We start from the raw sequence: 21,462 nt of genomic DNA on the forward strand, positions 1-21,462 counted from the left end.
TTATATGACTATGTCAATTGGTATAACAAGCACCGCATACATGGAACATTAGGCTATATGAGCCCAGTTAATTACAAAAGAAAAGCCCTTAAAAAAGTTGTTTGATTTTGTGTTGACAGTCCAGATCATCACATACCACAACTACAGCGTACACAGAGTTAGCAATTGATCGCTCCGTCATTTCTATATTAGCGTTTCCCCAGCCTACTGCCTCCCATAATCTCTTATGTTCTAACACAGTTGGACGACGCTCGATAATTTCGTATTGTTTTTGTTTGTTGACCATTTATGAACCTCCTAAATTGGACAAAACAGATATCCTAGTTACTGGAGAGGACGAATATAATCGGCGTACTATGGAAAAAGGATTCGCAATCGCGAATCCTTAGTATAACTCGTAGATAACAATAAAAGAGTTCATTGTTCATTTCGATAATGGGACTACATTCACCTTCCATAATATCGAATAACATGCTCTCATTACATGTAATAAATGAACTAATTAACCGGAACCTCAAATTGCAGCTCTTGAATATATATTTTTCCAGGCTTTCCAGTAGTAGATTTCACACTCTCAACGTATGGCATAATTGTTATTGTTTTAGGCAACGACTTGAATGGTGAAAAATTCAATTTTAGCTTATATTCACCTGCTCCTTTGCCAAACCCGTAGTAACAGCCATTATTCATCAGATGATTACCTTGCTCGTCTATTATATCAAAACTCAAATCTATGAGACTATCAATTTCAGTAAAATCCTCACCTATATTTCCAACAAGCGGAAGAGGTAAATCCTTTACCTCACCATATCCAACTAAATCGATGGTTGTTGCCAGTGGGCTTATCTCCACACGTTCAAGAATAAATTGAAAATTTTTGTATGCTTTTATCATATCGGGCTTAAGTATAGTGCTTCCCTTGGATTTCATAGGTATTTTAATCGTGTATGGGTTCTTCATTTTACTTACTTTCAATTTAATCATGAGATCGAATTTGTCAGGCAGTGGCTTTTCTGTAACATATTCAAAAGTATAAATATTGCTACCCTCATCTAGTTTCATAGATTTCTTAATAAATCCATGCCGCTTCCCATTAACATAAAACTCTAGATTTTCTAGAACTCCTTTCTGGGAATGTTTCGTTTTACCATTTGGAAATTCTCTGCCAATCATAGTTGGAGATGACTTAGTTCCACCTTTACGTTCCAACTCAAAGGTCAACATTTTCGAACCATGAATTGCGTTTTTCACATAGAAAGTGAATCCGTCCTGCTTGTTACTGCTGTAATGATGTTGCACTTCTGCTTGTTTTCCTAACTTCGATTGCACTCCAGATGCATCTACCTGACCTATCCCCAGTATCGTGGATATAAAAAGTACAAGAGCTGTAACGCCAAAACCCACCTTTTTACCAAACGATAAGGACTGTTCTAGTTCAGTCATTCGTCTATCACTCCAAATTATCTAGTATGTTGTGATCAGGATGGATATGATTTGCCCCTAAATAACAGCAACGATATCGTTAGATGTTATCGCAAACAAATATAGACAAAATCATTATTCCACCACAATTTCCCACTCTAACTAATATATCTTATTTCGTCCCAATCGACCAGCCTATCTTAAAATATATCGATAATTTTTACTAACATTTATCCCCATCATTTAGGCGCAACCTCGATTGTCCGTGAAATAAACAATCAATTTTTCCAAACTATTTTATTGCATGAGTATTCGAATAGGACAGAATGAGGCAATGAACCGGACATAGAAGAGGCCATCCCACGTCTCATTCAGCAACTGCTGAAGGCTCAAGCCACTGATGGCTCATGGCGGCTTTGTTTTGAGAGTGGGACAATGACAGACAGCTGAATGAATATTGTCGTTCGCCTGTTGAAGCTAGATGAGGAAGATTTAATGAAGCAATTAAGCCAGCGCATCATATCGAGATAGCATTCGATGGTTATTGGCGTGTATATCGGAATGAAATAAACGGCATTGTATCAGTTACAGAAGAGGCCTAATATGCTCTCCATTATTCTGGGACGATGAAAAAATAATGCTATCCTAATAAAAGCAAAAGCATATATACGAATCATCGGTGAGATGCAGCAGGCTCATAGTGTGTTGACAAAAACGATGTTAGCAGCCACAGGGCAGCGCCCATGACCTCGCTCCTATACGATGCCAATTGAATTTCTACTGCTTCCCTATTCTTATCATGAGTAGTCTTACTGATACGAAAATACCTGAATGAGCCCCTTATCTTTCCGAATTTAATGTTGCCAAATAGAAGTTGGGACGACGTGGGCCTTGGATGCAATCATTGCTGTTGCTCCACAGCCAACTGATGCAATAGAACGTGGAATTAAGGCTCTATTAGAATAAAATAAAAGGCTGCTGTCGCAGGGAAAAACGCGAATAGTAGCCTTTTGTAAACGAATGACTATTTAAGTGTAATATTCTGTTTCCAAGTTAATTCTTCTTTATCGTCATTACGGAATACAAATACAACTTGGCCATGTTCACCCTTCATTTTATCATCATATATGAACCCAGAATATTGACCATTGCCACTTATATAAAATCCATATCCTTCTCCAGTCGCTCCATTTTTAGAGGCCTCTTCGGATGTACTTACAATTTGATGATTATCGGATATCCACTTCATTTCTGCTAATAAGTATCCTTCAGGAACTTGTTCAACGGTAAAGTAAAACATATTCCCTTCAAATCCCTCTTGTTTGGTCTGGTCAATGATCATCAAAATTGGCACCTGTTTGATAGGTGATTGTGTTCGTTCTTTCTTTACTTGTTGATCAGCAGGCTTTTGTTCAGCTGGCGTAGAAGACGGAGCCCCGGATTGCGGCGCATTTCCACATGCGCTTGTCAACAGTAATATAGCAACTGCTCCCCATACATAAATGAATCTTAATTTCTTCATCTGTATCATCAACTCCCATTATCGAGGACGGTGCTGTCACTCTTCTTCAAACTAAAATAAAACATAACGCCCTTACTCGTATTTTTCACCCCGTAATTACTGCCATGAAGCTCAAGAATATGCTTAACCATAGCAAGTCCAAGACCCGTACCACCTAATTTTCGATCGCGTGAACGTTCCACTCGGTAAAATTGATCCCAGATCCGATGCATGTCTTCTTCGCCAATAGACGATCCTTCATTTTCGATACAGGTCATCATTTGACCCGACACTGTTTCATACATATGGATTCGAATCATGCTTTGTGCTACTCCATGCCGAATGGCATTGCTCAACAAATTCACAATTACTTGCTCGATCCACTTAGGATCAGCATATATAAATACAGAAGCTTCTCCATTCATCTGTACCTGCAGCTGCTTACTTTCCAATTGACGAGTAAAACAAGCACACACTTTCTGTACTAGCATTGGTAGATCAATCGTTTGAGGTGCTAAACGAATGACTTTGGCCTCGAATTTGGAAAGCTCCAACATTTCCATAATTAGTACGTTCATGCGATCTACTTCATTCAGTATTAAAGATAAATAACGCTCTCGCTTCTCTTCCGCCACATCATCCTGCAGCCCTTCCGTAAACCCTTTTACAATACCCAAAGGCGTCTTTAGCTCATGCGAAATATTCGCGATTAGCTCTTTACGAAGCTGTTCTAGGCGTTGTTTCTCCACCATATCATCCTGTAATTTAGCATTCGCTACTGTCAGCTCATATAAGGCAGTATCCAAATTCCGCGCCATCGTATTCATGCTCTGGGAAAGTTCACCGAACTCATCTTTCGAATGAATAGCAGCTGGCATGGTGAAATCCAACTGCGCCATACGTGTAGCTGTATGGTTTAACGTCAGTAAAGGTTTCGACACAATTCTAGAAAATACAAAGGAAAGAAACATAACAAGCAATAATATCGGAAGCGCCAAATAAATCATATATTTATCGAGTATCACCACTGCTTCTCCAACAGGTTGTAGAGATGTAAGTGCAAATAAGTAACCTCTACTCTGATCTACGTTAGAAAATGGAAAAGTCACAACAACATATTTTACACCACTCCATGGATCCATCCATTCCGACTGAATAGGTTCTCCATTTTGCATACGAGACTCATCCAGATCTGCCTGTATCATCCAATCCCAAAGTGCATCATTTAAGAGCGTATCTTGGTAGTAAGGATTATAGGAGTGCTGATCAGGTAGCATCTTTTCAACAATTTTCCCTTCTATACGGACTAATCCATCTACTAATTCAAATTTTTGTGATTGAAATTTAACGGGTGACAAGATGGTAGATTGTTGATCCATAAAAATACCATCTACTGTAAGATTATCTCCGATGTGCAATCCTTGAGGAATATCTTTCATCGACATTGCTTCAATTTGAAGCCGAATCGTGACCACTTTAGTTGGAGTTTGAAGTTCGATAAAATACGGGTTTATTCTAATTCTATTCATCTGTTCATCTAGAATGGCTATACTTGCACTCGTTTCATTTGAAAACTGTCCTAGCAAATAGGAAACATCACGTTCACTCGCGTGCCCCTGTCCATACTGCTTACTTAACTGAATCATACTTTGTTTCAATTCACTAATTTTGAATTCGCGGTAATAACGTTCGAAGAACAGTCCTTGCGCTAGCATGATTAGCATAAATATAATGGCTATTAAGGCAGATGTCGCAATGAAAAGCTTGCTCACTACACCATATTTTCTCATGGCTCAAGTTCGAACTTATAGCCCGCGCGAATGACGGTACGAATATATCGTCCTTCATTTCCCAGCTTAGCTCGTAATTTTTTGATATGGGTATCTACAGTGCGCAGATCTCCGAAGTAATCAAATCCCCATACCGCATTTAAAATATACTCTCGCGACATCACCGCACCCTCATGCTTGGTCAGAAATAGTAGTAGCTCGTATTCTTTCGGTGATAAATTGATGATTTCTTCTCCTACAAATACCGTATGTGAGCGCTTGTTGATAGAAAGTTCGCCATAGCTCATCATATCTCCTTCACGACCGATCGATCCTTCTGATCTTTTCAGCAGAGCCTTCGCACGGGCAACCAGCACTCTTGGGCTAAATGGTTTCGTAACATATTCATCTGCACCTAGTTCATACCCCATCACTTGATCATCATCTTCCGTTCTAGCCGTAATAATGATGATAGGCACATCTGACTTCTGACGAATGCGCCTACACACAGTCCAGCCGTCAATTTCAGGCATCATGATGTCCAACACAACCAAATCCATAGAAGCCTGCTCAAACATCTCTAACGCCTGTCTTCCATCCTCAGCTTCGTAAACTTTCCATTGCTCTTTCTTGAAATAATCCGTTATAAATTCACGCATTAACGGATCATCCTCAACAAGCAATATGGTTCTGTTCATCGTCATGCACTCCGCATCTTCCTAAATGTTTATCATTCCATTTTATTGGATATGGGAGAAGCATGTCAAAAGATCAACTTCCTACATGTTGACCGAATACACCGCAATTCTATCGCAAATTGATCGCGTATACAGCAATTTTAGTTCCGAACTGGCTAATCCATATTTGCCCATCGCCAATCATGACACCTTCAGCATTAACAAATACACGATCTATTTTTTGTGCAAAAAGTTTTTGTTTCACTTCTTTCGTCATAATTTTGTTGTATTTTTTTATAAATTCCTGTTTTGATTTGATTTTTGTAGTCTTACCATTTTTGTTGACATTCAACGGGTAATCGATCATTTCTGCTACTGCTTTTTTGTTGCTGGCAGCTACTTCTTTTTTCAATTTGTTAAAAAACTGAACAAATGCCGTGGGGTCATCAATACCCGCCACCTCATATGGATTATCAAATGTGTTGATGGAGTATACGAGCATTTGATTGTTAATTTCACTCACCCACATGACACCTTCACCAATCATATAACCGTATTGATTATGGAATGTATGCTTCGCTTTCTGCTTGAGCAGCTGTTTTTTCACATCGCTAGTAATGATACGATCATATTTTTGTACAAACTGTTCCTTTGTAGAAATCGTTGTTTTCTTGCCGTTTTTAATTACAATTAAAGGATAAGACATCAAGTCGGCTACATCTTTATGGCGATCTTCTTTTACAGCTTTCTGCAAATTTTCAAGGAAGGATTCAAATTCCTTTGACACTGTATTTGTTTGAACGATGGGCTTTGTTGGTGCTGGTGCTTCTGTTTTCGTAGTTGTCGGTTCAGCCCATACTTGACCTACCAAGGTAGTTGCGGCAATGGCCACACTGATAAATAATGCTGTTTTTTTCATGTCATGATTCCTCCATTTCGTAGTTACAAGCTAAGTATAGAATGCTCATGTGACCGACGTGTGTACACGGTGTGATGATTAGGAGGTATTTTATCACCAGATACACAAATAAATGCCACCTCCTTCATGGAAGTCAACATTTTGAAATCTCCTCGATAGCAGCATAAAAAAAGCGACCGTCTCATTTGTGAGTACGATCGCTATGTATAACATTCATATCAACTTCCCGGTTACTCACTCTGCAATTTTTATAAATTCGATAACGACACTTTGTACTCCAGCTCTGGAATGAACTTTTTATCAACTTTCCCCTTTTTAGGATCAGTTACGTCAAATACATATGGCTTAATCGTTATCGTTTTAGGTGTAGATTTAAAAGGTGAATAGACATAGTTAAACTTGTATTCGCCATCCTTCTGAGCCCTAGCACCACCTAGACCAAACAAGAACGTGCCTTTCAAGTTTTGACCTTTTTCATCTACGATATCAAAATCCATTTGGATAAGCCCTTCATTGCGTTCTCCCTTTTTACCTCGATACTTTTGCGGTAAATCTTCAATATCTCCCATTCCCGTAAGATCAATATAGGTGGCAAATGAACTTACTTCCACCTGCTCGAGTGTTAATGCAAAGTCTCCATGTGCTTTTGTTATATTTGGTGAGATTATTGTGCTTTTTTCTTTACCTTTAACAGATGCTTTTAAGGTAAATGGCTTCTTTACCTTGCTAAGAGTCGCTTTAATGGTAAGTTCAAATGTATCGGGAAGCGACTTGTATGCCCCTAAATGTGGGTTAGACCGATCCGTAGCAGTTTGGTACTTTAAAATAACGCTGTTAGCATCTTTTCCAGGCGAATGGGAGCCGCCTGAAAAACGAAATAATTCGCCATTGATATATATTTCTACATCATCCAGAACGCCTTTTTTGGAGTAGTCCGTTCGGCCGTTCGGTAGTGGCTCTCCAAGGAGTGTTTTGGACAGATTGCTTCCCCCTGAACGATCTAGTTCCACCTCAATTTGCCTACCATCATGCTTCACATTTTTCATTGTAAGTGTAATCCCATCTTGGGTATTGCTTTGCTGCTTTGCTGCAATGGCTTGTAAAGCCGAATTCGTGCCATGAAGTTGCTCTGCAAACGATTCAAATCGCTTCGCTTCCTCATAAGATTCAAGTGCTGACGCGTACATCTGTCCGCTGCTCCACAACATGCCGCTAATTAGTACAGCACCAGATAGAACTAAAGTTGTTTTCTTTATAAATGAGTAACCTTTTTCTCGTTTTATCATTGCGTTATCTCTCCGTTTCATATGAAAGTGATAAGTCATTTCGGTACAGGTACGATAAATTCAAGATCAGGAATATATTTTTTAGTGACGGTATGGTTGGTTAACGTAATGGCCTCATACAAATATGGTTTAATGGTAATCTGCTTCGGCTTCTCAGAAAAAGGATTATACATAAAATCAAGGTAGTAGACCCCTTCGTAGAAGTTAATTCCTCCACCCATTCCATGGTAGCTCAAACCTTTCAATCTATTTCCATGCTCATCCACGATATCTGCACCCAGATTTAGTTTACCTTCGTAGTAATCACCTTTTGGAGCTCTATATATTTCTGGAAGTGCTTCAATGTCTCCCTTACCAACGAGCTGCATGCGGGTTGTAATAGGTGTGAGCTCTACTTGCTCTAAACTTAGACTAAAGTTACTATAAGTGGACTTCATGCTTGGCTTAAGCACTATATTTTCTGTATTTTTCTTAACAGGCACAGTCATAGAAAATGGAGTTATGATTTCTGTCAATGTCGCCTCAATTGTTAGATCAAATTGGTCTGGGAAACGCTTAATTGTTGTATCCATTCCTTTCATAGCACCAGGTGACAACATAGGGCGGGCATCATTAAATTTGACGATAATCGTATGTTCATTAACTGGATATAGCGAGGTTAGGCTCATAGAGCGTTCGTCACCGTTCACTTTGAAACGAATATGATCTAACACGCCTTTCCCCGCTCCAAACGTACGGCCATCTGCATCAAACTCACCGAGAAACGTTTCTGTAAAGCCATCTCCTGATCTTTCAAGAACCAATGATAGTCTACTTCCATCATAAATCATTTCTTTTGCTGCAAGCGTTACACCATCATGCGTTACACTTTGTTGAAGCGGTGCTACCAGATTTTTTTCTACTGCCCTTCTCAAACCAGCATCATTATGATTTTGGAACACACTTCCGATGAGTGGGATATGTTTCAATGCTTCTGCCATAACTGGTGAGATAAATCCACTCCCCAATAATATTCCGCCTACTAGAGCTGCTGCCGAAGTACCGATGAGGGCTTTTCTCCATATGTTCGTTTTTTTATGCCCACGCCTCTCTCCTATCTTTTTCATAATTTCATAGCTATACGTATCGACTGGCATTTGCGTCTCTCGAACGAGACGCTCGACATGCTTCATCCGGGTTTCCGCTAACTTATCCTGATTCGACCAGCGCTCCATTCACCGCAGCCTCCTTATTCGCACTTATCAATTTCTTGCGTATTCGTTCATATCGCTTCCGTATCGCTGCTGGATTGCTGTCCATAATGTCTGCAATTTCATTAAAATTGTACTGTTCCACTGCTTTTAACAAGAGCACATGTCTCTCTTCTAGAGTAAGGCATTCCAGCATCTCATCGATCATTTGCTCATGATGATTCGCATAGGCCGGCCGCAGCACAACTTCCTGTTTGTAACGAGAAAATAATCGATTCCAGCGATTCCTCTTCTTCATCACGTTCAAACTATGATGATAAGCAATCTTGTTCAGCCATGCGGAAAAGGAAGTCTTCTGCTCGTACTGCTCGATCTTGTCGTAAGCGATAATAAAAATGTCTTGCAATACGTCCTCTGCTTCTTCTCGGCTTTTAAGAAGATAGTAGCAGTATTGATAGATTTGCTTTTCAAAGTGTCGAATAATATCGGCAAAAGCTTGTTGGTCGCCAGCTTTCACTTGTTCAACCAGCCATTCGATATGCTGCTTGCTATCTTTCTCCCCGGGGATGAGATGTGCCAAAGGACCACCTCCTTGTTTATTTACTATATATAACAATATGAATAGGTCGATTTGTGACATTAGAAAAAGTTAATGTATATCCTGCAACAAATTTCTATGGAAATTTATAGCGCCTGCTGATTACACACAAATAATCATTTTCAAAAACATATCTCCGGATGCACTAAATCATCGAGTATCTGTGAAAGTGTCTGTAACGAGGGCCATGGGCGTTATTTGGGCAACGGTTACATTTCAAAATCTACTGATACCATAATATAGCCTCCGAAAAAATATTTATAGCAGTTGTTTCCATACTTTACTCTACAAGAAAGACACTTGACTATTTCCCAACACAAACACGAAACATCATGGTATGATGGGAGGCGACTATATAAGTAAAAAGTTACGTATATATGTATGCAAAATGCTATGTATCTTCATGCATCTACTAACGACGACCAACGAGTACTAACATCCCAATGGAGTGAGTGAGTAATCAATGAATACAGATTGGCTGCAAAGCTTTATTGAAGCTGCTAGACAAAAAAGCTTATCTAAAGCGGCTTATGCGTTGAATCTTTCTCAGCCTGCAATTAGTAAGCACATTCGCAATCTTGAACATCACTATAACGTGGTGTTGTTTCATCGAACGTCGAGCGGGATTGAACTGACGGAAGCGGGTGAACATTTTCATACCCGAATTGCACCTGTATTTACAGAACTACTCGACATACATCAAGAAATGCGGGAATACGATAAAACGGCACCTATCGCGTTAGGAACTCTGCCTAGTTTAGCGACCTATTATTTGCCGCAAAGAATGAATCATTCATCGTTACCGGATCAAGTCGTAAGCGTCATGATTCAAAACACTTCCGTTGAGCTTGTACATTCGTTAAAAGAAGGAAGACTCGACGCTGTATTGGTTGATCAAGGTTATGTCACTGCATCGCTTTGGAAAAAAGAGCTGTTTAATGAAGGTTACTACGCAGTGTTTCCTTTGAATCATCCATTTCATTCACGCAGTTCCATTAAGCTCGCGGATCTGAATCAAGAATCCTTGCTCGTACATCAATCGCCTTGTGATACGAGAACATTTATCCTTGCACAATTCGATGCTGCTGGTTATAGACCTCTTGCGATAACTGAAGTCGCCTCTGGAGACTTTATTTTTGGTGCTGTTGCAGCTGGAATGGGCATTACTATCGTTCCAGAATTGAATGCTCAAAACCTGGGGCATCTCCAATTGTTCGCGCTACCGATCGAAGACTTGGATGGAAGACGCTCTATTACATTGATTGCTCAAGATGCACAATTAGGATCAAAGCTCTACAATTGGATTACATCGTATTCGGAATCTGCGACTAAGTAGTTATACAGCGCTACTAGCTGTTCTCTGCATAGTCAAGAAAATAAACTTAAGGTGGCTTCACAGGTAATGGCAACATTTTTCTTACTGATTATTTATTTAGCCTTTATTAGCTTAGGTCTGCCGGACTCCTTGCTCGGGGTTGCATGGCCAATTATGCACAAGGAATACGATGCATCGTTCGAAACTGCTGGCTTCCTGTCTATGATCATTGCAGGCGGTACCATTGTCTCCAGTTCAATGAGCGGCCTCATGCTTAAGTGGTTAGGAACTGGAAAAGTAACCTTTATTAGTAGTCTCATGACCGCTGCTGCACTACTTGGATTTGCATATGCGCCGTCATTGATCTGGCTGATTGTACTGGCTATTCCTTTAGGCTTAGGAGCTGGTGCAGTTGATGCAGCTTTAAACAACTATGTAGCTTTGCACTACAAAGCCCATCATATGAGTTGGCTTCACAGCTTCTGGGGTGTAGGTGCAACAATTGGCCCATTCATTATGTCTTACTATATGGTTGGCAGTAGCGGCTGGAGAGATGGATATTTTACAATCGCGATGATTCAGTTTGCGTTGGTTGCTATTTTACTGCTCACTCTCCCTCTCTGGAAACGAGTTGTGCATAAAGAAAACGATGAGTCTCATACTGACACGACTGCTATTCATAGCGAGATTGATGTAACGATATCTGCTCACGATGCACAAAACAAAAAAGTCAGTCCTTTAAAAATGAAAGGTGTTAAAGCAACGCTACTTGCCTTCTTATTCTATTGCGGAACAGAAGCAACGATGGGACTTTGGGGCAGTAGCTTTCTCGTAAATGTGAAAGACTTACCCGCTTCCGTAGCAGCACAATGGGTGTCGATGTATTATGCAGGCATAACAGTCGGCAGATTCATCACCGGATTTATTACTTTAAAAGTGAGCAACAAAATTTTGATTCGTTCCGGACAATTAATAGCTTTGACGGGTGCAATCATGCTATTGCTACCGCTACCAACCACGTTTTCGTTGATTGGCTTTATTATGGTCGGCTTAGGTTGCGCACCCATTTATCCATGTATGCTCCATGAGACACCTGTACGCTTCGGAAAAGAGCAATCTCAACATCTTATGGGTTATCAAATGGCCGTCGCTTATACTGGTGCTACCTTGCTACCTCCTTTACTCGGATGGGCGGCGTCATTAACTACGATCGCGATTATGCCATATGTCGTCGTATGCTTTATAGTCGCCATGCTGTTTGGTTCTGAGAGAGGAAATGCTGTATGGAAAGGACTTAAGCAGAAAGTATAATAATACAATTTGACAGGCTCACCTAACTCTTGGATAATAAATGATATGAGAACGTATGTTTCATTTCTATTTGAAGCATACTATATCCATTGTTCCTAAGGAGTGAATCAACGATGAGCAGCAATTCCATGCAAAAAATTTCTACGTTTCTGATGTTTACAGGTCAAGCTCGAGAGGCTATGAACTATTATATGTCCATCTTCGACAATGCCGAAATCGTAAGTGCAAAGTACTATGGACCGAACGAGGATGGCCCTGAGGGCACGGTGATGCAGGCGATATTATCCATTCATGGGCAGCAGTTTATGTTCTTTGACAGTTTCGTGAAGCATGACTTTGGTTTTACGCCAGCTATCTCGTTATTCGTTAATTGCGATACAGAGGCTGAAGTTGACCACGCTTTCGAAAAGTTGTCTCAGGATGGAAAAGTGATGATGCCTTTAGCCGCTTATCCATTTAGTAAGAAATTTGCATGGGTGGCCGACAAATTCGGTGTAACATGGCAGCTCAATCTAGTGGATAGCGAAGCATAATTCCAACATAGTATGAACGATTAAGAACCGAGCAGCAAAGACAGTGTTGTCCTTGCCTACTCGGTTCTTTTGTTTTTCAATCTAGACAATGGAATAAAATAAAGGGATACTATCATCAATATTCGAATTCAAATGTAAAGGAGGCCTCACGATTTGATATCGTTATTAGCAGCATTACCTATTCTACTTGTCCTTGTGATAGCTGTCTGCTGGTTCATTTCAAGGAAGCTCAAACCCCTACAAGCCATTCTCTTAGGAATACAATTTACTATATTAGCAATATTCATTTTATTAATTGGGAAGTTTGTCTATAATGGCTCTGGCTTTCTTTTAGCTATCTCCATGTTTCTTTGTGTGTTCGGAACGACCTTGTCTGTTGTTCATATCTTTAAGAAAAATTAGCGTGAACTTGTTTACTTTACCGCATGGCTGGGTTGCACAACAATAGGCTGCTGCTGCACGCCTTTCTTTCTACCCAAGTAATTCGCTCCTACTACACCAGCAATAATAAGTACAGAGCCAATAAGATGATACACCGTTATTTCCTCACCTAAGAACATTGCTCCTGCCGCCATCGAGACAATCGTTGATAAATTCGAGAACACGCTCATTTTAGACGCTTCCATTTTCGATAAAATATAGTTCGCCGCCAACGCTGTACCAAGTGAAGATATGACACCTAAAAATAGAATCGATACGACAAATGTGCTGTTTGTGATTGGCGCTAAGAAATGAGCTGTAGTTCCAGCGCTGATATGCTGGACCATCGAAACGACTAAAAATGTAACAAATCCTACTCCAAGCATCAGATAAGTGAGTTCTGCGGGACTAAACTGCTTCGAAAGCGATCTTGCCATTACACTATATCCCGCGAAAGCAACACATGTCATAAACAATAGAAGCAATCCTGTCACATTCGAGAAGTCGATCGTGCTCCCCATCATTACGAAAATAAATACAACTCCGAAAACAGACAAAAATATTGAACATTTTTGCAGCAACGACGTTTTTTCTTTCAAAAATATCGATGCAAGAATTAGGGTTACTACAGGGGTGCATGCATATAAAATTCCACCTTCTGCTGAGCTAGCATATTGAAGCCCAAATGCTTGCAAAGTGAAAAATCCTAACGGGTACATTAATGAAAGAAGCAATGCTTTATACAGTGCCTTCCCTCGATATTGAAGCTTAATCCAGCCGAATACAACTGGTATCGACATCACGATAAAAGAAGCTGCAAAGCGATATGTCAATGTGTCCAGCGGCGCTGCGTAGTCCAATGTAACTTTGGCAAATAAAAATGAAAATCCGATAATAATGGCATTTATTACTGCTAGAAAATATGCGAGCTTAATCCCTGTTCTGTTCATGTGTATTCTCCCTTTCTCTCTGTGTAGCCATAACGGGAACAAGTGATATCCAACTCCCTTGTTCGTTACGTTTCACGATACAATAGATTCGATTCGCAGCCGAGAAGCAAATTGCGCAACTGTATCGATACACGTAACACGGTTATTACTGTCAGAATGGAATCAGCATGGTAACATATACACTAGAACGAAAATGCACACCTTTCGTTGCCTCACAAGTGCGGGCTTACGTCAATGAACTGCTAAAGGGCATACATAGAGGAGTAATTATGAAAAAATATCAGGCCATCACTGCGGATATTGAATCTAAAATCCGAGAAGGACATTACAAATCAGGTCAGAAGCTGCCATCTGTTCGCCAAGCCATGCAAATGTATCACTGCAGCCAAAGCACGATCACGCAAGCCTATACAGAGCTTGAACAACGACACGTGATTTATACGATTCCACAGAGCGGTTACTATGTAGTAGATCGATTCGGCTCCGATCAAACTAACAGAGGCAGTTTCAATGACGGGAACGGGATTGACTTTTCATCTGCATCACCCGATCTTCATTTATTCCCGTATCGAGACTTCCAACATTGCATGAACAAAGCAATCGATACGCATAAATACAACTTATTTACTTACGGCCATCCACAAGGACTCTGTTCCCTCAAACAAGCGCTCGTATCGCTCTTAGCGGATGATCAAGTGTTTGCACGTACAGAACAAATTATAGTTACGTCTGGCATTCACCAAGCACTAGAAATAGCAGCAAAAATGTCGTTCCCGAACCAACGCTCCACCATACTTGTCGAACAGCCTAGCTATGATCTCTATTTGCGTTATTTAGAAAGAGAAGGAATCCCAGTTCGCGGAGTTGCACGCACGGCACAAGGGATCGACTGGCAAGCACTAGAGGAAGCATTCAGCAGCGGAGAGATCAAATTTTTCTATACGATGTCACGCTGCCAGAACCCGCTCGGTACCTCTTACCGCACTGAAGAAAGGCGAAAATTAGCCAAGCTTGCCAGCACCTACGATGTGTATATTATCGAAGATGACTATATGGCAGATCTGGGCGTGGGCCGACAGTTCGATCCTATTTATTCATATAATCAGAGTTCTCACGTGATTTATTTGAAGAGTTTCTCTAAAATGATATTCCCGGGATTACGACTCGGCGTTGCTGTTCTTCCAGAGCAGTTAGTACAAACATTTCAATCCTATAAAAGTTATGGCGATACTTCCCTTTTATCTCAAGCGGCACTTGAAGTGTACATCCGAAATGGCATGTATCAACGTCATAAGCAGCTTCTAAGCAAAGAATATAGTGCCCGTATGCAGGCGCTGCATGCAGCAGTTAAGCGATATAACGATAAAGGACTTGTACAGCTTTCAGAAACAAGCTCGAGCATGTATACGCAATTCAAATTGCCACTAACGATCAATATGGATCAACTTATAAAGCGACTTGCAACAAAGCAAATTACAGTCGCTCCTGGGAACCCCTTCTATTTGTCTAGTTGGCTGAATCGGGAAAAATTTCTACGGATGAGCATATCCAGAACATCTATTGAACAAATGGATCAAGGGATAAAGGACCTAATGGAAGAGATACAACGAGGATAAACATAGTGTTAGACGACGCTCAAAGATAAGTGCAGCAGTAAGAAAACAACGTACACCTACCGCAAAAATCCCCTTTAAGCATGCATGTTGCAACGACATCATTTTGATGCGTCAGCTGCACGGCCTAAAGGGGATTCATTATGTTATTTATGAGCAGCTACACATCATACTCCAACTGTTTCCTTGCCTGAGCAATGAAATCCAACGGAGTCGAGACCGTCTCCGCCTCGTACTCAATCGCGCCAATTATCAAATCCAAATCAATTTTGTACTTGCCTGTAGATTCAACCGCATTAAATGCTGCTACTTTATCCTTAATTCGATTGATAACGATAGAAGCGCCTTCACGGTCAGTAAACAGCAGCAGCCCCCATGTCGGATCGTCGGAATTCAGCATATAGAGCGAGTCATTCATACGTATGCTTGTCTCACTCAATTTGGACAAATCGTAAATCAGCTCCGTCATTTGTTCCCTACTGACCATCTGCTTCAATTCATCCCAATACCTTACCTTTACGACAAGCAGCGTAAGCTCTATTTGATAACGCTTGGATAGCGCCATAAATATCGTCGCATCCTTTTGGAATGATCGACTGTTTTTTAGATCGGTATTTTCATCCATCGTTGCTAACGATTGATTTCTCTTCAGGAGCTGCTCATTCTCAGCCTGCATCTTCTGGTTACTAAATGTGATCATCCACGCAACAATCGTAAACACAGGTGTCATGATGAGCCAGAAATAATGATGACCTTCCAGCGCACTGCCTTGCATTAGTGTTTGATAAAGCGTGAATGTACCATAACCGAAAATAAACAGGACATTGAGGATAAGCCCGATGGTCAGCGATGTAAAGTACGTAATAATCGCAACGAGCAAAGCCACATTTAACAATATAATATTCAAGATATAACGGTTCGGATCTCCCGCAATGAATATGATACTGACAAACGTCATGACGATCCACAGTAAGAAAGCTCCATCGGACAGCAGATTACTTTGATTACGTTTCATTATTCTGCCTCCGCTTCTTTCTATATTTGCGAATCATGAAAATAAGTGATACGAGAATCAGCACAATGACGAGCATTACTGCAACCATAAAGCCAAGCACATCGCTGCGCTCCATAATATTACTTACAAGTGACTGTTCATTTTGCTCTGCCTGCTTCTTAAAGCGATGGGCAAATACTTGTCCATCCTTATCAGCTGCCACACTGTCTCCAAATACTTTCCACTTCTGTTCTTCGCTGGCGAGCAGCTTGGAAGCCAAGTAATAATATTCAGAGCTCGCTCCAGTGACCGCTAATAGTCCATGACCTTCTTTATACGGAGATTCAATGAGCTGCAATGTACCTAATCGCTTACCGTAATCCTGATCAATGCTCATTTTTTCATTCGAGATAAATCCCCCACCATCCGCAGCATATTGGAAGTAGAGCTTTGCATTCTGATCACGAATTACTTTATTGTTAGCATAGCTGCCAATCGCAATAACATTGTAGTCTGTCAACTCAGAAGAAGCTACGGTGTCGTCAAAGAAGCGAATATTGCCTGTGTTCCCCTCTGCATATTGCCCAAGAAGATTAAACATATTCGATAGTGCCAAATACGTATAGCTATCTCGCTCCTTTGGCATAACGACTGCAACTTGATTGAAGCTTCCATCGCGCAAGAACGGGCTTGGATAGTTGTTAAATAGTAATTCTGTCTTGTCCTTCGTATTCAATTGCAGTAAAGAATCCTTAGTAATATAAGCCCACGGCATCTCGTCCTGAGGTCGAATACATACACTGTGTTTCATTTCCAAATCAAATGCCACCGTCACCATAAAGTTACCTGATATATCAAGGTTTTTAGGTATTGGCAACGTTAGTGTGTCACTATTCGCCAGCTCAGAAGTCAGCTTCTTACTGCCTATTGGCTTGTCATTCACGTATACCGTCACCATAGAACGATCGAAGTCTAGATTTTTAGCGTAACGCATATCGAGACTAATCTTGCTGGCGTCTGCAATGGCGCGGTTAGCAGGCAAAGCGATAAAGTAGCTTTTTTCTTGGCGCATAGGACCTTTTAACTCATCGCCAGTTTCCGTTAGTGTTACTTGCTTGCTCACACTTACAACGGGTGTGTTAACATCCGTGCTTTCGGTGATTACTTTTGAGCTTGCGTTCAATTGCATCATAAGCTCTTGATTCGCAATAAATCGTCCTGCTTTAACGAGCAGATTCGCATCTTGAGAAGTTACAACAAGCGTTGGCTTCCCAGACCAGTTCACAACTTGAATAAGCGCTTGCTTACTAAAGTCCTGCTGCCCCAAAGATGCTTTGATCGTGGCTGGCAAATGATCATAAAGAGCAACAGCTACGATCCATTTTTTATGGTCCATCGATGCCGCATCAAACTTCTGCATCGGAATCGTGTCGTTCTTCCGTTTATTTGATTTTGCGAAGCCAGATAATGCGTGCACAGCTGCTTCCAATTCTGTCGAACTACTTTGTTCAGGGATCACAATTAGATTGGAATCAGTATGAACCGTGTCCATTCCCGTGAATCGCTCATTGAAATCTTGAATCGTGCCGCTAAATGCTTCCGTATCGTACTTTACAGCAATCGTAGAAGACTTATACAACTCTAACCAATTATCATGTCTATCTGGCGGTACACAGATTTGATCATTTTTAGTGGTCTCAATATTACCTGTCACAGATAATGTATTGTTGCCCTTAACAAGTAATTCCGCTGGAACAACTACTGCCAACTGCTGCTTCACTTGATCAGCAACTTTAGGTCGGAAGGAATAAAACTTAGTTCCATTCATCGACAATGTCACACTGGAGCGATCATTGATCGCTAACTGAGATGCTTTGTAGTCCAGTGTAATCGTAGCGTTTTTTGCTTTCCAATAAGGTTCGGTTTGAAATTGAAAATGTTTAGAGGTCATCACACCCGATAACGACGTGTTCGTGTTCGTCATCAGCGTCTCGTACACCTTTACATTGCTAACTTCAGCAGCAGCAACTGCCATCGGCTGAACAAGCTGTACGATCAGCATACATATACAAGTGATGCCGATAAGTAGACTTCTTCTCATCACACGCTTCTCTCCTATCTTAAAAACGTTCCGTTTTATACCATTTCACTTCGCGCTTGAAAATTTGGTCCTTAATATACGCATACAATCCATATGCTGCTACGACCATCCACATTTGGCAATAAGACACATACATAAGCAGTATGATCCATAAGTTAGAGAGGCGCATCTCTCCTTTTTCCGTAATGATCGTAATAAATGTTCCCGTAACAAATAGCGTTATCGCAAGCAACCATAGGAACATACTAAGCCCCGCAATCGTTGTATGAACATATCCCAAAGCATGTAAGATGAGTAAAATATCAGACATCACTAGCGACGTTAACAACAAAAAGTAAATGGATAAGAAATATAAAATATCAAAACGAATTCTTTTGGCTGAGCGGTCAAAGAGCAGCGGTATGTTTTTGACGATCACATAAATATTGCCCTTTGCCCAGCGAGTACGCTGCTTGAACCATACTTTAAGCGTTTGGGGCTCCTGTTCCCAGGTGACGGCCTTAGGCTGAAACTTAATCCGGTAGCCCATCATGTAAATACGGAAGCTGATCTCCGTATCTTCTGCGATTGCTTTTACATCCCATCCACCAATTTCTTCAACGATGTGACGTCGCATAATAAAGTTGGTGCCTGGGATGGTGCACAGCTTGAACAATTTCCATCGTCCTGCCTGCGCCATCCATTGAAACGATAACGTCTCGATGTTAATAAATCGCGTTAACAAACTTGCGTCGCGGTTCCGTGTACGGAACTTGCCAATAACAGCACCGAGCGAATCATCATTCATAATCTCGCCTACCAAATATCGAAGCGCTGTTTTCTCAGGTGTATTATCTGCATCATAAATGGCAATCAGCTCACCTTTACTGCGCTGAAATCCAATATTCAGAGCATTAGATTTCCCTTTGCCGCCAGTAATCTTATCCGTATTAATAATGATTAGGTTCCGGCTAGGATAGCGATCTTGCAAATCTGCTAACAGGACACTGCTATCATCTGATGAATTATCGTTAATGACGATAATCTCATATTTATGATGCGGATAGTCTAGAGCTAAAAGCGATTCGACAGTCTTTATAATAACCATTCCTTCATTGTGTGCCGGAACCATGATCGTAACGAAGGGCGCTTCCCCTTTGATGTCTGGCACCTTTTTGCCTTCAATATCGAGGTAATACAAGTAGCCTGCAATTATGAGAACCACATTGACAAGCAAGAGAGACCATATACAAACCACGGCAATCATCATTAGTATATCTGCAATCGTCATAGCGGCCTCCTCATTTGAAATACTTCCGTTTGTATAATCGGTGGCCAATAATGAAGAAGCCGCCAAACGCTACAATCGTCACCAATATGATAACGATAAAGACTTTATTTTGAACATTAAACCAACGCTCGAAGCTTTTTTCTACTTTAGGCTTGTACTCAAATTCCTCACTAACTTCCTCGCGTGCAGTTGCTAGATCGATCAATTGGTCATTGATGTACAAAGAACCTCCGCTTGATCGAATGGTGTTCGCTTGTGTTGTTACAGTATGATCCCCATATTTCAAGTCAGCAAATGTTACCCAACTATCGCGGAGCCGCTGAACCGCTTGGACCAACTGCTGTTCATTATCATTGAAGTCGAATGTAATCGCCGTATTCATAGGTAGATCAGCGATAGCTGTTTCTTTATATTCCAATGCGTCCAGAAAACGTAGCTGTAGACTATACAAAGAAGTAGGAAACGATAGTGATGAATTAACTTGCGACTTATGCATTAATTTCTCATTAGGAAATAAGACCGCTGTATCAAATAAGCCCAGCCCGGAATTGGCATAGTGTTGGTCGTATGTCCAATACATCTCAGCCCCGATTCCTAAAGGGGCAACTCCCTGCTTAGCCATCGCATCAATGAACAACTCAAAGCTCTTATTAAGATCTCTATCCAGTTGGCTTATAGTAGATGCTACAACAGGCACATTCACGACGACATTTCCGTTCCTGGATTGAACATATTTCAACGTTTCTAAATAGCGTTTTGTAGCAGGATAGTCTAAATTGCTAAAAACAGGTCTAACACTTACAATGAACGGAATCCCTGCTTCATAAAGCTCGTCTGCGAGCTTCTCCAGCCTTATCAAGTCAGAGAACGGATAGATTTCCTTGAATACCACATACGTGCTGCTCTGTTCTGACCAGCCAAGCCAATCACGCAGTACATACCCTATCGCAAGTTCACTCAGGTTACCTTGTTCAAAAAAAGATACATAAGCCATTTCTTCCCCAACAACACCATATGGAGATTGTCGGTCGCTGTTCCTTGATGCAATAAGACCATGGCTACTGCCTGAATGGCTGACAATATAAGAGAGGGAATCGGCTTGAATTGACGGCTCTGAGAAATGATCGATCGACAATCGAATCGTATCCTCGTTTATATGGTTCAAGCTCAGTCTGAGCTTATTCATTACAATAGCTGGAGCATTCGTGCCAATATGTAAGTAGCTACCCGTATACTCTTCAATATCATTTAAGAACGCCCTATTAGAAACAGCAATATCAGGAACATTATGAACCCCTATTACTTGCGAATATTGATCCAGTTCGCCTTTCTGATACGTGTCAAAAGATTGAAGCGTAACCTTTACACTAAAAGTGGCAAGCATACGTTGAAGTGCTTCCACATTCCCTGCTTTTGATGTGCCCTTAGCCAAGCTATCGTACAATAACAGAATGTGTACAGGTTTACTAGCTTCAGCATGAAGTGAGGGAACAGACGTGACTGGCAAAATAATGAGCAGCATAATAATAAATAGAAGTAATACTTTCTTTATAGCTTGTTGCAACATGCCTATCCCCTTCCATTCATCTTGTT

At 40.8% G+C, this 21,462-nt stretch carries 19 protein-coding genes; 5 read left to right on the forward strand and 14 right to left on the reverse strand.

Annotation, left to right across the window (positions count from 1 at the left end):
• Nucleotides 1–105 (forward strand): IS3 family transposase (locus tag IFO66_RS24360; protein WP_192025633.1); only part of this gene is annotated, 105 nt, incomplete at its 5' end.
• Here the strand turns inward: IFO66_RS24360 and IFO66_RS13405 are convergent.
• The 9 genes from IFO66_RS13405 to IFO66_RS13445 all read right to left on the reverse strand — a co-directional run bounded on the left by IFO66_RS13405 (nucleotide 89) and on the right by IFO66_RS13445 (nucleotide 9,344).
• On the reverse strand, nucleotides 89–286 hold the full coding sequence (locus tag IFO66_RS13405; protein ID WP_225445754.1) for a hypothetical protein: 198 nt from the start codon (nucleotides 284–286) through the stop codon (nucleotides 89–91). The genes IFO66_RS24360 and IFO66_RS13405 overlap by 17 nt on opposite strands.
• Before the next feature lie 212 nt (nucleotides 287–498).
• Nucleotides 499–1,443, reverse strand: coding sequence for a DUF5643 domain-containing protein (locus IFO66_RS13410; protein WP_192025634.1), 945 nt, complete (start codon nucleotides 1,441–1,443; stop codon nucleotides 499–501).
• Nucleotides 1,444–2,446: 1,003 nt separating this feature from the next.
• Nucleotides 2,447–2,944 carry a hypothetical protein gene (locus IFO66_RS13415; protein WP_192025635.1) on the reverse strand — a complete coding sequence of 166 codons (498 nt, stop codon included), beginning with the start codon at nucleotides 2,942–2,944 and terminating at the stop codon, nucleotides 2,447–2,449.
• An 8-nt stretch (nucleotides 2,945–2,952) separates the two neighbouring features.
• Nucleotides 2,953–4,695 carry a sensor histidine kinase gene (locus IFO66_RS13420; protein WP_337913042.1) on the reverse strand — a complete coding sequence of 581 codons (1,743 nt, stop codon included), beginning with the start codon at nucleotides 4,693–4,695 and terminating at the stop codon, nucleotides 2,953–2,955.
• Nucleotides 4,696–4,709: 14 nt separating this feature from the next.
• Nucleotides 4,710–5,390 carry a response regulator transcription factor gene (locus IFO66_RS13425; protein ID WP_192025637.1) on the reverse strand — a complete coding sequence of 227 codons (681 nt, stop codon included), beginning with the start codon at nucleotides 5,388–5,390 and terminating at the stop codon, nucleotides 4,710–4,712.
• 109 nt (nucleotides 5,391–5,499) lie between these two features.
• A complete protein-coding gene (locus IFO66_RS13430; RefSeq protein WP_192025638.1) occupies nucleotides 5,500–6,288 on the reverse strand; it encodes a hypothetical protein in 789 nt (262 codons plus the stop codon).
• Nucleotides 6,289–6,536: 248 nt separating this feature from the next.
• The gene (locus tag IFO66_RS13435) at nucleotides 6,537–7,574 is read right to left on the reverse strand and encodes a DUF5643 domain-containing protein (protein ID WP_192025639.1); all 1,038 of its coding nucleotides are present in this window, start codon (nucleotides 7,572–7,574) and stop codon (nucleotides 6,537–6,539) included.
• Between the two features lie 35 nt (nucleotides 7,575–7,609).
• Nucleotides 7,610–8,788: a DUF4179 domain-containing protein gene (locus IFO66_RS13440; RefSeq protein ID WP_192025640.1), complete on the reverse strand. Its 1,179-nt coding sequence runs from the start codon at nucleotides 8,786–8,788 to the stop codon at nucleotides 7,610–7,612.
• Nucleotides 8,763–9,344, reverse strand: a complete 582-nt coding sequence (locus tag IFO66_RS13445; RefSeq protein ID WP_192025641.1) for an RNA polymerase sigma factor — start codon at nucleotides 9,342–9,344, stop codon at nucleotides 8,763–8,765. The genes IFO66_RS13440 and IFO66_RS13445 overlap by 26 nt, the downstream gene beginning before the upstream one ends.
• 481 nt (nucleotides 9,345–9,825) lie before the next feature.
• On the opposite strand from IFO66_RS13445, the gene IFO66_RS13450 reads away from it, so the two are divergent.
• From IFO66_RS13450 to IFO66_RS13460, 3 genes are all read left to right on the forward strand, one after another.
• Complete coding sequence (locus IFO66_RS13450; protein ID WP_192025642.1) at nucleotides 9,826–10,698, forward strand: LysR family transcriptional regulator; 873 nt, start codon at nucleotides 9,826–9,828, stop codon at nucleotides 10,696–10,698.
• A gap of 66 nt (nucleotides 10,699–10,764) precedes the next feature.
• The gene (locus tag IFO66_RS13455; RefSeq protein WP_192025643.1) at nucleotides 10,765–11,988 is read left to right on the forward strand and encodes an MFS transporter; all 1,224 of its coding nucleotides are present in this window, start codon (nucleotides 10,765–10,767) and stop codon (nucleotides 11,986–11,988) included.
• Nucleotides 11,989–12,101: 113 nt separating this feature from the next.
• Nucleotides 12,102–12,521 (forward strand): VOC family protein, encoded by a 420-nt coding sequence (locus IFO66_RS13460; protein ID WP_192025644.1) that lies wholly within the window; start codon nucleotides 12,102–12,104, stop codon nucleotides 12,519–12,521.
• A gap of 413 nt (nucleotides 12,522–12,934) precedes the next feature.
• Here IFO66_RS13460 and IFO66_RS13465 read toward each other — a convergent pair whose 3' ends face one another.
• Nucleotides 12,935–13,891 (reverse strand): DMT family transporter, encoded by a 957-nt coding sequence (locus tag IFO66_RS13465; protein WP_192025645.1) that lies wholly within the window; start codon nucleotides 13,889–13,891, stop codon nucleotides 12,935–12,937.
• A gap of 269 nt (nucleotides 13,892–14,160) precedes the next feature.
• Here IFO66_RS13465 and IFO66_RS13470 point away from each other — a divergent pair, with 269 nt between their 5' ends.
• Nucleotides 14,161–15,507: an aminotransferase-like domain-containing protein gene (locus IFO66_RS13470; RefSeq protein WP_192025646.1), complete on the forward strand. Its 1,347-nt coding sequence runs from the start codon at nucleotides 14,161–14,163 to the stop codon at nucleotides 15,505–15,507.
• A gap of 157 nt (nucleotides 15,508–15,664) precedes the next feature.
• Here the strand turns inward: IFO66_RS13470 and IFO66_RS13475 are convergent, their stop codons facing one another.
• From IFO66_RS13475 to IFO66_RS13490, 4 genes are read right to left on the reverse strand one after another with little or no spacing between them, the layout of a single operon-like run.
• On the reverse strand, nucleotides 15,665–16,519 hold the full coding sequence (locus IFO66_RS13475) for a diguanylate cyclase domain-containing protein (protein ID WP_192025647.1): 855 nt from the start codon (nucleotides 16,517–16,519) through the stop codon (nucleotides 15,665–15,667).
• Nucleotides 16,509–18,599, reverse strand: a complete 2,091-nt coding sequence (locus tag IFO66_RS13480) for a cellulose biosynthesis cyclic di-GMP-binding regulatory protein BcsB (RefSeq protein WP_225445758.1) — start codon at nucleotides 18,597–18,599, stop codon at nucleotides 16,509–16,511. Before IFO66_RS13480 ends, IFO66_RS13475 begins: the two co-directional genes overlap by 11 nt.
• 19 nt (nucleotides 18,600–18,618) lie before the next feature.
• Entirely contained in the window at nucleotides 18,619–19,869 is a 1,251-nt protein-coding gene (locus IFO66_RS13485) for a glycosyltransferase family 2 protein (protein ID WP_192025649.1), read from the reverse strand.
• Between the two features lie 10 nt (nucleotides 19,870–19,879).
• The gene (locus IFO66_RS13490; RefSeq protein ID WP_192025650.1) at nucleotides 19,880–21,436 is read right to left on the reverse strand and encodes a hypothetical protein; all 1,557 of its coding nucleotides are present in this window, start codon (nucleotides 21,434–21,436) and stop codon (nucleotides 19,880–19,882) included.
• Between the last annotated feature and the right edge of the window lie 26 nt (nucleotides 21,437–21,462).

It is taken from the genome of Paenibacillus arenosi, from assembly GCF_014841135.1.
Classification (GTDB): domain Bacteria; phylum Bacillota; class Bacilli; order Paenibacillales; family Paenibacillaceae; genus Paenibacillus_B; species Paenibacillus_B arenosi.